Origin of the sequence: Flammeovirga kamogawensis, assembly GCF_018736065.1 — a bacterium.
GTDB classification, from domain to species: domain Bacteria; phylum Bacteroidota; class Bacteroidia; order Cytophagales; family Flammeovirgaceae; genus Flammeovirga; species Flammeovirga kamogawensis.
On the sequence record NZ_CP076128.1, the window covers coordinates 1560095 to 1573587 of the forward strand.

A 13493-nucleotide genomic window follows, 5' to 3' on the forward strand; every position below is an offset into this window, starting at 1 on the left:
AATTGGTATAGTTATCGTCTATTTTTTATAGATAGATTGGAGATTTGATTTATGAATGAAATTTTCTTACTAATTTACACGCTTAAAGCGACTTTTTAAATTTTTATATGGACCAGCATACTCCTGAAATTCTCTTAGAAATTAAAGACTTATCTATTTCTTTTAACCATGAAGAAAGAGGGCACCACGTTGCTGTTGATAATGTCAACTTTGTTTTAAACAAAGGGGAGACATTGGGTATTGTTGGCGAATCTGGTTCTGGAAAATCAGTCACTGCTTTATCATTATTACAACTCCTGCCAAAAACTGGAGTAAATATTAATGGAGAAGCTGTATTTAACAGTAAAGACGGGAAAGTTGATTTATTAAAACTCAACAGACAGCAAATAAGAAAATACAGAGGTAGAGAAATCGGAATGATTTTCCAAGACCCTATGAGTTCTTTGAACCCTGTACTTACATGTGGGTATCAATTGATTGAGACAATTAAAATTCACGAAAAAATTAGTAATAGTGAAGCAAAAAAGAAAGCTTTAAAAACTTTTGAATTAGCTCAACTCAAAAACCCAAAGAAAGTATTTCATTCCTACCCGCATCAAATTTCTGGAGGACAAAAACAACGAGTACTTATTAGTATTGCTCTTGCTTGTAATCCAAGTTTATTAATTGCAGACGAACCAACCACTGCATTAGATGTTACTTCTCAGAAAGGTATTTTAGAACTGTTTAATCAGTTTAGAGATACAATGAATACTGCTTGTATGTTTATTTCCCATGACTTGGCAATTGTTGCTCAAATGGCGGATAAAATTGCAGTAATGCGCAAAGGTAGAGTAGTAGAATATGGAACTGTATTTGATGTTTTTACAAATCCACAACATCCCTATACAAAAGGCTTACTTGCCTGTAGACCACGGATTGACATCATTCTTAAAAGATTGCCTACACTTAATGATTTTATTGAGGACAAAAATAGAACTGGTAAATCAAAAGCTCGTTTTATGTCTGTTGGGCAAGCTCTTATTTTAAATGCTCAAGACGAAGATGTTGTAAAAGAAACACAAAAACAGATTCTTGATAAACCTCCTATTCTAGAAGTTTCAAACCTTTCTACAATATATCCTGTTAAGAAAAATATTTGGGGAAAAGTAACAAAAACATTTACTGCTGTAGATAATGTTACTTTCCAAGTAAACGAAGGTGAAACGTTAGGATTAGTTGGTCGTTCAGGATGTGGAAAAACAACATTAGGGCGAAGTATTTTAAGGTTAATTGAACCAACATCTGGTAAAGTTCTCTTTGAAGGTAGAGATCTCTCTACAATGAAAAAAAGGGAATTAAATAAACTGAGAAGTGATATTCAGATTATCTTCCAAAACCCTTATACCTCTCTTAACCCTAGAAGTACAATTGGCCAAGCGATTATTGAACCAATGAAAGTGCATAATATTTATTCTGACGAAAAAACGATGAAGCGTGAAGCTATTCGGTTATTAGAAACTGTTGGTTTAAGTAGTGCTTATATGAATAGATATCCTCATGAATTTTCTGGTGGTCAGCGCCAACGAATTTGCATAGCGAGAGCTTTATCAACAAAGCCAAAATTTATTATTTGCGATGAGTCTGTTTCTGCATTAGATGTTTCTGTTCAAGCAATGGTTTTAAACTTATTGTGTGATTTAAAAGAGGAATTTAACCTAACCTATATTTTTATATCACATGATTTAGCAGTCGTGAAATTCATTTCTGACCGAATTATAGTAATGGATAAAGGTGAGATTAAAGAATGGGGCTTATCTTACGATATGTATCAATCACCAAAATCAGATGTTACCAAAAAACTTATTGAAGCTATACCAAGTGCAGACTTTAGCCAAATAAGAAAGAACATGATCAGAAGAAAAATGATGTACAAAAAAAACACCCAATAGCTTAAATAATACCATTGCGTGTTTTTATACTTATTGAGATCTAGTAATTCACTAGAACTTATTATCTACAATATTAATAAAGTCCATAACAGCACTTGTAGTAAAATCCCACTCATACTGCTGTGCATAATCCGATTTAATTAAACCAATTGCCTCAGTATAATCTTTACAATTATCTAACTTTTCAATTGCAAGGTTCATTACGTCTGCATTATTATCAAATAACTCTTTTTGGAATACAAATTTCTGATTAATATTTATTGATGCCTTAATACTGGCATCATTAGAAGATGCTCCTCTTAACTTATCTAATAAAGTTGTTTGCTCTCCTTCCTCATGCACTGTATTATTTAATGCTTGTAGAACATCTGGAGTATCATTAATAGGTTCTTCCTCCTCAGAAGTTTCACCTACAATGTCATCATTAACTACTTCTTCGATTTCTTTATCTTCATCTTCTCCAAAATGAATTACTGTAACTTCAGATTCAGAAGATGCTAAACTCTCTAATGAAGATTCCAATGCATTTTCAAAAGATGAATCTTCTGTTTCATTAACTGCTTCTTCCTCTTTTTCTTTAGGTAAATCTACTTCAGTTATTGAATTTGATTCTAAATCCAAGTTTACTTCTTCTAACTCTACAACAACAGGTTCTACTTCAGAACTTAATTCTTCTAATGTCTCCTCTTCTTTCTCCTCTTCGGCAGTAATTAAAGTTTCCTCTTTTTCTTCCTCAATTTCTTTTTCTGCTTCTAAATCAAAACTTATAATATCTTCAGATAACTTTTCAATATCAATTGATGCTTTCTCTGAATCTAAATCAATATTTTTCTCTTGAACAGGAGGTTGATCTAAATACCCTGGGTGCAATTCAAACAATCCTACAGGTAATACTTCATTAAATAATGCTACTATATTTTTAGGATCATCTATTAATTCAGGATGATGAGATATAGTATTTCTAGCAATATTAATAGCATCAATTCTACTAATATTAACTGACGCTTCTTCTTCTAAAGCTAAAAGTACTTGAGCAGATAGTTTTGGATGTATTTTTATATACCCAAACATCGGTACTAAATAATTCTTTAAAGGAATCTTCATTCCCTGCATTCCAAAAAACTCTTCGTAAAAAATTTCTGGAGCAAATGTAAGAACAAGTACATCTCTTACAGCTTTTTGTAAAAGAGGCAAGAAATGTATGCGTGAAATATTTATATTTTTAGATAGTGCATTCATTAAATGCTCTAATGAAGTACGAACGGAATCTGCTGAATAATCAAAGTAAGGACTTTGAATACGAACAGCTTCTTTCTGCCAGGTTTCAAATATTCTCTTTAAAACAAATAAATTGACGCTTTCTATAGTCGTCAAATTAGTAATTTGAATTCCTGTTATATAATTATGTTTTGAGAAGAAATCATCACAAATAGCGTCTGCAAATTTTTCAGAATAAATATCTATTGCAGCTAGATTTGGTTTATTGCTCATATTAAAAGTATGGTCCAAGGGAATATTTAATACTAATATAGTGCGTAGGAGTCAAATCTAAAAAAAAGTTTACATTGTTCTTTAAGAATAGTTAAGATTATCTTCTTTTTGTCACTTTCTTACCAAGAGAATACAATAAGAGTCACATTTTAAAGAATTAAAATTACATACGACAAAAATAAAATGCAGTTTAATATTGAAGCAAAGCCAAAAATTACAATACCTCCTAATACAACATTTTATAAAATTCTGTCCTTTTTTATGGAGTAAATTATAGCTTAAATTGATGAACTACATTAAAGTTTATTATATTAAAGAAAAGAATACTTGTGTTTCAAGTTTGAAACCTTAATTTTGTGTTGACTATGCGCATTCAGTCAAACAAACACTATTTAAAGAGTTTATGAAAAAGTTTTTTATCTATAGCAGTGTTCTTGCTCTTTTAGCAACACTAACTTCGTGTTTTGGCCAACACAACCACGCTCCTAATCCGGGTGTTCATTTAAACAGTAAAAGAATCTACGGGCCAAGCAGAGATGCAGCTCCAGAGCAATTGGAAAATCAATATCCAAAAGCTGATTCTGAACTTTTAATGAGAGTTGAAGACATTCGTAATAAGTTATATCCTAACTAGGAAATAATTCGTTATAAAGAAGACACCTTTTTCAGTAGTTGGAAAAGGTGTTTTTTTATTGGCAATTTTCAGATAACCAATTCGTTGCTTGTAAATGACCTAAATTAGTTGCTTTACGCATGGCAACACATGCAGCATTATTTTCACCTTTTCCTTTAAAAGCTAATCCTAATAAATAATTGAGTTTTGGATCATTCGGTTTTAATCTAAGCGACCATTTACAATCTCTTATTACATGCTCGTATTCCCCTCTTTCCATATGTAGACGTGCTCTCAAAAAATAAATAGCAAGGTGTGTATATGGTATTTCATTACCTTCTAAAACTAAAGCATAAGCATCTCCATAAAAGTCTTTATAATACTCTACAGTTACATCCACTCCTTTAGTTAAAACTTCTATTGCTCTTTCAGAATCATTGAATCCTGAAGCATAAACTTCAGAAAATGCAGGGTAGATTGATAAATCATATTTGTTTTTCTGAATCAAATAATTGAAGGTCACTTCTGCTCCCTTATAATTCCCTTTATTGAACTGTGCAATAGCTAATTGCCATAACATTTCTACAGGTGTTTTCTCCTTTAACTCATGTTGTACATCACCAACAACTTGAATTACTTTTTCATATTCCCCCTCTTCAAAAAGAAATAAAGAATACTCCTCAATTTCTGATAAAAGGCTATCATAGATCTCATTGCTACGATCCGAAAAATAAGTAAGTTTATAATGGAGTGAATCTGCTTTTATTAAGGCTTTTCCATAATTACCATTATCAGATAAATACAAAACTTTATTAATCTCTTGTTTTTCTGATGAAATTCGTCTTTGCTCTTCTTTATTTTCAAAGTAGTTATGCGTCACAATAAATAAGAACACAACACCTATTAAGACGGCTGTAGTACCTAGCCCCCACATTATTACCTCTTTATCTTCTTTTTCTTTATCGGCTTGTGAATAAGCAGGTTTATAATTTATTAATGCCTCAGATTTTTTCTTAAAATTTTCTTCTTCTTGCTCTTCTTCTAACCGAGTATACTTTAACCATTCGTCATACATTAACCTTTGGTAAGGGTCTGAAAGGTTTTGGTAGGCAGTAGAAATTAATTTAAAATATTCTTCAGATTTGAGGTTGTTTTTATTTTTATCAGGGTGGTATTTTTTGGCCATTACTTTATAAGCCTTCTTAATTTCGGAAGGAGTAGCAGTAGTGTTTATTTCTAGTATTTCGTAATAAGAAAACATAAAAAACCTGTTTTAATATAATAAAGCCTATACCGATTGAAATTGTTTAAGATGAACACTTTACACATAATTTAACTAATCAAACTAAAACAAAGTATATAAAAACAAAAAATGGATAATTATTGTCATTAATTGATCTAAATCAGTTTATTCTTGATGATCTTTTGTGTTTATTTGCGCAAAGAAAAACTTCTTAAAATATTATCAAGATGGATCAAATAATAAACCAAAATGTTGCTGCATGGTTAGAAGGACCTTTCGACGATGCAACAAAACAAGAAATTAAACGCCTACAAGCAGAAGACACTCAAGAATTAAAAGAAAGTTTCTACAAATCACTAGATTTTGGAACAGGTGGTCTACGTGGTATTATGGGAGTTGGTACTAACAGAATGAACAAATACACAGTTGGTATGGCTACTCAAGGCCTTGCCAATTATGTAAAACAAGAAGTTGAAGGTACTCCTAAAGCTGCAATTGCATATGACTGTAGAAATAACAGTGCATATTTTGCAGAAGTAGCTGCAAACGTATTAGCTGCTACAGGATTTACAGTCTATTTATTCGATGCTTTACGCCCTACTCCAGAATTATCTTTTGCAATTAGAGAGTTAGGATGCCACACTGGTATTGTAATTACTGCATCTCATAACCCTAGAGAATACAATGGCTTTAAAGCCTATTGGTCTGATGGTGGACAGGTTGTTGCTCCTCATGATACAAACATTGTTAACGAAGTTCGTAAAATCGAATCTATTGATGATGTCAACTGGGAAGGTGGAGAAGGTTCAGTAATTAAAATCAATAAAGAAGTTGATGAGCCATATTTAAAAATGCTTGAGGGACTTTGTATCTCACCAGAAGCAATCAAAGATCAAAAAGATTTAAAAATTGTTTTCACTTCAATTCATGGTACAGGTATTACAATGGTACCACCAATCTTGGAACGTCTAGGATTTGAAAATGTACATATTATTGAAGAGCAAAAAGTTACAGATGGTAACTTCCCTACTGTAGTTTATCCAAACCCAGAAGAAGCAGAAGCATTAAGTATGGCGCTTGCAAAAGCAAAAGAAATTGATGCTGATATCCTTTTAGGTACTGATCCAGATGCTGACCGTGTTGGTATTGCAATTAAAAACCATAAAGGTGAGTGGACGTTATTAAACGGTAACCAAACTGCTGCTCTTTTATTTAATTATGTAATTTCTGCTCGTAAGAAAGCTGGTTTAAATAAAGAGAATGATTTCGTTTGTAAGACAATTGTTACTACAGACTTAATCGACCGTTTTGCTGCTGCACATAACATGCCTTGTTACAATGTTTTAACTGGGTTTAAATTTATTGCAGAAGTAATTAAAGAAAAAGAAGGCAAAGAAAACTTTATTGTTGGAGGTGAAGAATCTTACGGTTACCTTATTGGTGATGCTGTTCGTGATAAAGATGCTATCGCTGCTTCTGCAATGATTTGTGAAATGGCTGCTTTCTATAAAAATGAAGGTAAATCTATGTTCGATCAGCTAATTGATATTTATGCTGAACATGGTTACTTTAAAGAAAAACTTATTTCTATTACAAAGAAAGGAATGAGTGGTGCAGACGAAATCGCTCAGATGATGAAAGATCTTCGTTCTAATCCTCCTGCCACTATTAATGGCTCAAAAGTTTTAGAAATGAGGGATTACCAGTCTTCTATTTCAACAGATTTACAAACTAAAGAAGAAACAGTAATTGATCTACCAAAATCTAATGTACTTCAATTCTTATTAGAAGATGGTACTAAGATTTCTGCTAGACCTTCTGGTACTGAACCAAAGATCAAATTCTACTTTAGTGTAAATACTTCTTTAAGTTCTGCTGATGAATATGATGCGGCGGATGAAGTACTTGAGACTAAAGTTGCTAAGATTATTGAAGATATGAAATTGAACTAATCATTCAATTCAAATTATCATATAAAGAAAACCGTATTAGCGTTAAAATACTCTAATACGGTTTTTCTTTTTTTAAGAGTATTACTCATTGTTAAAGGAATGTGGTTAAAAAAAGTATTATAATAGAAAAACATTTGTGAAAAACTCCTTCCCTTTCCAACCAATTACCTGTATTGCCGTTGATTATACTATGATAAAAATGTCATTAGGCAATGGAGAAAACAACTACAATAAAATATCGTAACATTCTAATTAGAGAACAGCAATACTTATTTATTACTGTATTGTTTTTAGTTATTGGAAGTATTCCATTTATGACCGGGAGTTTTAAAATTACACCTCCTATTATGGACCATTCTGTAGATGAAGGAGAATTAATTAATGATGAAGTTTTAATAAGTACACATAGTACTCCAACTGTAAGTTCTTCAATTATGATATTTGACTCAGAACCAGTCCCTTCAAAAGACAGACATCCCGTTAATGAACGTCTATTTTATATAATATTTTCGGCAGTAGTTATTTTTATCGTGTACCCTGTTCGCTATTTAATTTACCTCCTTAATTACCTTTTAGAATTAGAATAATTTATAAATAATTGTTATTTTTTTAACTTATTTTAAAATAAGAGAATACAAATAGTAATGTTAGCATATAGATCAGTAGTTTTACTGTTGATTTTATTAACTCTTATATTACTGAATGAAAAATCTATTCTTTTTTGTTATCCTAATTTTCGTATCATTCCCCAATTTTGCCCAACATAACTCTTCTAAATTACCTAAAAAAGGCACATTATCTGTAACATGGGGATGGAATTGGAGTGCGTATACTCCTTCAGATATACATTTTAAAGGAGAGGGTCATGATTTCACTATCAGAGATGTAAAAGCATCAGATAGACCTTCAACATTCGATATGAATACTTACTTTGTTCATTTCACAACACCTCAATACAATTTTAAGTTAGCTTATTTTTTAACCGATAATTGGAATTTTTCTTTTGGGGTAGATCATATGAAGTATGTAATGACTCAAGATCAATATGTAACTATTGATGGCACTATTAATACCGGAGGACCCTATGACGGTCAATATAATAGTGAAACAATTCAGTTAACTAGTGATTTTCTCACATTCGAACATACCGATGGTTTAAATTATCTCTATTTAGGAGTTAACAGGTTTGATGAACTTTTTAACTTTGAGAAAATTAATTTTGCCAATATTGCTATCAACCTTACTGAAGGAGTTAGTGGAGGTGTGTATTACCCTAAAACGAATTCAAAATTATTGGGTAACGATAGGTTTGATGAGTTTAGAGTATCAGGTTTTGGTTTCGATGCCAACATTGGTTTAAACATTACGTTCTTTAATTATTTCTTTATTGAGGGAGATCTAAAAGGTGGATATGTTAATATGCCAAATGTGTATACGACCCCTAATCCTTCAGATCGAGCAGATCAAACTTTTTTTTACACACAATATAATTTTGTTCTAGGGGCTAATATTCCACTAGGTAAAAAGGAATCTTAATCGAACTCTTTAAATAGTATAGTTTTATTAAAGGTTGAATAGCATAAAAGAATGCCATTCAATCTTTTTTAATGTTAATTGTACATTTATCATAAAATTGATGTCGTATAACCTCAAAATTATGCCTCTTAGCTAAAACTTTTCTTGCTAATACTCATAAGAAGTACTTTGCAATAGTTATTTAGATTGAAACAAACTATCGGGAAGCCGAATTACATATACGACATTTATGAAAACTCAATTTATTTTCTTCTACTTGTTATTAATTTCCCTTGCATCTTGCGTAGGAACAAAGGAAAGTAACAAAAAAGACATTGCTATCCATTGGAAACAACAGGCTAATGATGTTAATGACAAACATGAATCGTTTGCGGAATTAACTATTAAAAATGTAGGTTCTACTCAATTAAACAAGTCAAATTGGGCACTTTATTTTAACAATAAACCATGTACCCAATTAGATGTTGCAAAAGCAGGATCAGATGTTTCTATCGAAAGAATTAATGGTGATTTCTTTAAAATAACACCTAAAAAATCTTTTAAAGGTTTAAATAGCGGAGATAGCATTGTAGTTTCTCTATATACAAATAGTCCTGTTATTAAATACACAGATAGAGCTGTTGGTTTCTATTTTGTATTTGATAAAAATGGAAAAGAAGAATTTTACGAACCAGCCTATTCCTATGGTTCTTTATCCCCAGAAATGGCTCAGATGTCTAAATCAGATACTTATGTTGTAGAGACAAATGAAATTAGATTTGAAGAAAATAAGCAACTAAGCAAAATCGCACTTTCTACTAAAGATAAAATCATTCCTACTCCCCTAAATGTAACTGAAACTAAAGGAGTGTTTGATGTATCAAAAATAAAAGAAATAGTTGCAGATAAGAATACACAACCACAAGCTCAGCTTCTTAAAGAATACATTAAATCTACTCTTAATCAAGAAGTAGTTATAGTAGATAAAGCCTCTACACCTTCTGCTATCCAATTAATAAAGAAAGAAATTAATTCCAATACTGAAGCCTATTCATTAACTATTAAATCTTCAGGTATTGAAATTACTGGTAGTAATAAAGGTTTAGTATATGGTATTCAAACTTTAAGAGGTCTATTACCTTTAAAAGGAGAAAGTAATGCTATTCAATGTGCAAAAATCATAGATCAACCACGTTTTGAATATAGAGGTTTTATGTTGGATGTTGCACGAAACTTCCAAACTAAAGAATCTATCTTAAACTTGTTAGATGTAATGGGATTCTATAAAATGAACAAGTTACATTTCCATTTAACTGACGATGAAGGTTGGAGAATTGACCTTAAGAAATTCCCTGAATTGGTTGAAGTTGGTAGTTCTAGAAAACACCCAACTGATAAATTTTCAACTATCCCATCATACGGTTCAGGCCCAAGAGGTACTGAAGGAATCTCTAACGGTTACTACACTAGAGCTGATTATATTGAAATTCTTCAATATGCAAAAGCAAGAAACATTGAAGTAATTCCAGAAGTTGACGTACCAGGCCATGCTAGGATTGCAATTAATGCGATGCGTTTACGCTCTGACAGATTAAAAACACAAGAAAAGCTTAAAGAAGCAAATGAATTTACATTAGACGATCCAGAAGATGCTTCTGAATATTCTTCGGTTCAAGGATTTAATGATAATACTATTTGCCCTTGTGAGAACTCTTCATATAACTTTATTGACGCCTTAATTGGTGAGTTTAATGATATCTACACAGAAGCAGGTGTTCCTTTAGAAACAATGCACCTTGGTGGAGATGAAGTTGCACATGGTGTTTGGGAGAAATCTCCTTCATGTAAAGAATTTATGAAAGAGAACAACCTAGAAGATATTGAAGCATTAAAAGGATATTATGCTTTACGTATTGCCAAAATTGCAAAAAGAAACAATGTAAAGCTTCAATTATGGGATGATATTCTTCATCACGCTAAAGGAATGTCTCCTGAAAATCTCACATTAAATGCTTGGGATAATACTTGGGGAGCAGGTACTGAAGACTTTGGTTATAAACGTGCAAATGAGGGGTATAATGTAATTATGACATCTGTTTCAAGCTTATACTTTGATATGGCTTATACTAAAGAAGTAGATGAACCTGGTTTCTATTGGGGTGATTACAACAACACTAGAAATATATTTAACTACCTCCCTACTAATTTATTTAGTACAGATCACAAATTAAGATTAGGTGGTATAATAACTAAAGAAGAATTAAGTTCGAAAGAAACCTTAACTCCAAAAGGTTTAAAGCATATAAAAGGTATTCAAGGGGCATTATGGTCAGAAACATTAAAAGGACAACAAGATGCTGAGTACTTATTATATCCTAAAATGTTGGCACTTGCCGAAAGAGCTTGGTCTACATCTATTGTAAAAAGAGGTGATTCAAAGAAAAAGATAGGAGAACGTTTAAATCAAGATTGGAATGTTTTTGCAAATGCAATTGGCCAAAGAGAGTTTAACCGTTTAGCTTCTTGGAAAAGACACTTTAGAATACCTCCTGTAGGAGCAATTGTCAAAGATGGAAAAGTTGAAGCAAATACTGCCTTTCCTGGATTAACAGTAAGATATGCTTCAACATCTGATACGCTAGATGAAAATTCTAAAATATATACTACTCCAATCCCTTTGACGGAAGCGTTGCAATTTGCAGCATTTGATAAATACGGAAACAAAGGTAGAATTCAAATCATTTCGTCTTCAAAAAAATCGATATAACTAATAACTAGCACAAACAAACAAATAACTTCGAATAAAGGTTGTTTTAGAGGAAACTTTAAAGCAACCTTTTTCGTTTGTTCTACCTTATTTTCACATCAAAATCATTATTATTCTTTTTTGTTAACCTATTAAGGCGACTAAACTGAAATTAGATTTTGGTTTATCAAATGATCTTATGAACTTTGCAAAAAAATATAGATATGGAAAATACACCAGAATTAAATAGTCAAGGAAAATACTTAGGTACAATTACTAAAGATTTTATCAAAGTATACTCTGTTTTACAAGAAGCCTCTTATCAAATTAGAAAGAGAAATTTTTCTAATTATCCTATTTTCCCTGTTTCTAAAACACAACTCAGCATTGGTCAACACCTTGTAGGTCCAGATCAGAAAGAGTTTTTAACATGGAATTATGGTGTTTCTTACGCCGAAGAATTTTTACAAAAAGAATTGATTTTAGCTGATAAATTTGAAGAGTTTAAAAAGTCTTACAAAAATGCAAACGAATTTTGTTGTCTATTTGTTATTGATGATGAGTTTGTAAATTTTGTTTACATCCCTTACCCTCTTGATGAAGAAGGAAACGAAGTGTTGTAAAATAATTTGACCACAGATACGTAAGTGATCAAAATTTTATATAAAAAAAGGGATTGAAGTTATTTTAAACATCAATCCCTTTCTATTTATATTACATTTTACTTTTTAAAGTTCATTACAACATCAGTAATAATATTGATACAATCTTCTAGTTGCTCTTCTGTAATTACCAATGGAGGTGCAAAACGAATAATGTTACCATGTGTAGGTTTTGCCAACAATCCTTTATCCATTAATTTATAACAGATATTAGTAGCTGTTTTACTATCCTCAGAATCATTTACTAATAAAGCATTCAGAAGTCCTTTACCTCTTACACCTAATAATAAATCTGTTTTACCAGATAATTCTTCCATTTTAGATCTGAAAATTTCTCCTAAACGGAAAGCATTTTCCATCATTTTCTCCTCTTTCAGCACTGTAAGAGCTTCCATCATTACAGCACATCCTAGCGGGTTACCACCATATGTAGAACCGTGTTCACCTGGGTTAAATACATCCATCACTTCAGAAGATGTAAGTACACAAGAAACAGGATAAAAACCACCTGAAATAGCTTTACCAAGGATTACCATATCTGGTTTTATTTCATCGTAGTCTGAAGCTAATAATTTGCCCGTTCTACCTACACCTGTTTGTACCTCATCTACCATAAAGAGTACATTGTGTTTGGTGCATAACTCTTGAGCCGCTTTTAGATACCCATCTTGAGGTACATAAACACCTGCTTCTCCTTGAATTGGTTCTAACCAAAGTCCAGCAACGTTTGGATTCTTTAATGCTTCTTCTAAAGCAGATAGATCGTTGTAAGGTACAATTTCAAAACCTGGCATATATGGGCCAAAGTTTGTTGTTGCTACTGGATCTGTAGATGCGGAAATAATAGTAGTTGTTCTACCATGAAAATTCTTTTCAACACCAATAATCACTGCTTCATTAGCTGGAATACCTTTTTTCTCGTATCCCCACTTACGTGCAAGCTTAATTGCTGTTTCATTACCTTCTGCACCTGTATTCATTAAAATAGCACGTTCAAAACCAAAAGTTTCACATAGCATTTTCTCTGCTAAACCCAATTGATCTGAATAAAATGCTCTAGATGTTAGCGTAAGCTTTGACGCCTGCTTAATCATTACATCCAAAATTCTTGGATGAACATGTCCTTGATTTACTGCACTGTATGCAGACAAGAAATCATAGTATTTGTTTCCTTCTACATCCCAAACGAAAACTCCTTCTCCTCTCTCTAGAACTACTGGTAGCGGAGCGTAATTATTAGCACCGTATTTTTTTTCTAGTTCGATCGCTTCTTTCGATGAGATAGTCATTACATTTTCCATAATAGTAAGATTAGTATGTGCGTGTGTATGTTTATATAT

General features: G+C 31.9%; 10 protein-coding genes. 7 read left to right on the plus strand and 3 right to left on the minus strand.

Annotated elements, in window-relative coordinates:
* Positions 1–107: 107 nt before the first annotated feature.
* Positions 108–1931 carry an ABC transporter ATP-binding protein gene (locus KM029_RS06115; RefSeq protein WP_144072423.1) on the plus strand — a complete coding sequence of 608 codons (1824 nt, stop codon included), beginning with the start codon at positions 108–110 and terminating at the stop codon, positions 1929–1931.
* Between the two features lie 51 nt (positions 1932–1982).
* Here KM029_RS06115 and KM029_RS06120 read toward each other — a convergent pair whose 3' ends face one another.
* Entirely contained in the window at positions 1983–3422 is a 1440-nt protein-coding gene (locus tag KM029_RS06120) for a hypothetical protein (RefSeq protein ID WP_144072424.1), read from the minus strand.
* Between the two features lie 403 nt (positions 3423–3825).
* Here KM029_RS06120 and KM029_RS06125 point away from each other — a divergent pair, with 403 nt between their 5' ends.
* Positions 3826–4056: a hypothetical protein gene (locus KM029_RS06125; protein WP_144072425.1), complete on the plus strand. Its 231-nt coding sequence runs from the start codon at positions 3826–3828 to the stop codon at positions 4054–4056.
* A gap of 55 nt (positions 4057–4111) precedes the next feature.
* Here KM029_RS06125 and KM029_RS06130 read toward each other — a convergent pair whose 3' ends face one another.
* A complete protein-coding gene (locus tag KM029_RS06130) occupies positions 4112–5296 on the minus strand; it encodes a J domain-containing protein (RefSeq protein ID WP_144072426.1) in 1185 nt (394 codons plus the stop codon).
* Between the two features lie 209 nt (positions 5297–5505).
* Between KM029_RS06130 and KM029_RS06135 the strand changes: the two genes are divergently transcribed.
* The 5 genes from KM029_RS06135 to KM029_RS06155 all read left to right on the plus strand — a co-directional run bounded on the left by KM029_RS06135 (position 5506) and on the right by KM029_RS06155 (position 12114).
* On the plus strand, positions 5506–7230 hold the full coding sequence (locus KM029_RS06135) for a phospho-sugar mutase (protein ID WP_144072427.1): 1725 nt from the start codon (positions 5506–5508) through the stop codon (positions 7228–7230).
* 212 nt (positions 7231–7442) lie between these two features.
* Positions 7443–7817, plus strand: coding sequence for a hypothetical protein (locus KM029_RS06140; RefSeq protein ID WP_144072428.1), 375 nt, complete (start codon positions 7443–7445; stop codon positions 7815–7817).
* Between the two features lie 115 nt (positions 7818–7932).
* Entirely contained in the window at positions 7933–8766 is an 834-nt protein-coding gene (locus tag KM029_RS06145) for a hypothetical protein (protein ID WP_144072429.1), read from the plus strand.
* A gap of 229 nt (positions 8767–8995) precedes the next feature.
* Positions 8996–11512, plus strand: coding sequence for a family 20 glycosylhydrolase (locus tag KM029_RS06150; RefSeq protein WP_144072430.1), 2517 nt, complete (start codon positions 8996–8998; stop codon positions 11510–11512).
* A gap of 203 nt (positions 11513–11715) precedes the next feature.
* Positions 11716–12114 (plus strand): hypothetical protein, encoded by a 399-nt coding sequence (locus KM029_RS06155; RefSeq protein WP_144072431.1) that lies wholly within the window; start codon positions 11716–11718, stop codon positions 12112–12114.
* A gap of 98 nt (positions 12115–12212) precedes the next feature.
* On the opposite strand, the gene rocD is transcribed toward KM029_RS06155, so the two are convergent.
* Entirely contained in the window at positions 12213–13454 is a 1242-nt protein-coding gene (gene rocD / locus KM029_RS06160; RefSeq protein ID WP_317130446.1) for an ornithine--oxo-acid transaminase, read from the minus strand.
* Positions 13455–13493 lie beyond the last annotated feature (39 nt).

Coding starts and splice junctions, on each gene's coding strand:
- KM029_RS06130 (WP_144072426.1), bottom strand. CDS start 5,296: ATGTTTTCTTATTACGAAATACTAGAAATAAACACTACTGCTACTCCT.
- KM029_RS06155 (WP_144072431.1), top strand. CDS start 11,716: ATGGAAAATACACCAGAATTAAATAGTCAAGGAAAATACTTAGGTACA.
- KM029_RS06140 (WP_144072428.1), top strand. CDS start 7,443: ATGGAGAAAACAACTACAATAAAATATCGTAACATTCTAATTAGAGAA.
- KM029_RS06135 (WP_144072427.1), top strand. CDS start 5,506: ATGGATCAAATAATAAACCAAAATGTTGCTGCATGGTTAGAAGGACCT.
- KM029_RS06115 (WP_144072423.1), top strand. CDS start 108: ATGGACCAGCATACTCCTGAAATTCTCTTAGAAATTAAAGACTTATCT.
- KM029_RS06125 (WP_144072425.1), top strand. CDS start 3,826: ATGAAAAAGTTTTTTATCTATAGCAGTGTTCTTGCTCTTTTAGCAACA.
- rocD (WP_317130446.1), bottom strand. CDS start 13,454: ATGGAAAATGTAATGACTATCTCATCGAAAGAAGCGATCGAACTAGAA.
- KM029_RS06145 (WP_144072429.1), top strand. CDS start 7,933: ATGAAAAATCTATTCTTTTTTGTTATCCTAATTTTCGTATCATTCCCC.
- KM029_RS06150 (WP_144072430.1), top strand. CDS start 8,996: ATGAAAACTCAATTTATTTTCTTCTACTTGTTATTAATTTCCCTTGCA.
- KM029_RS06120 (WP_144072424.1), bottom strand. CDS start 3,422: ATGAGCAATAAACCAAATCTAGCTGCAATAGATATTTATTCTGAAAAA.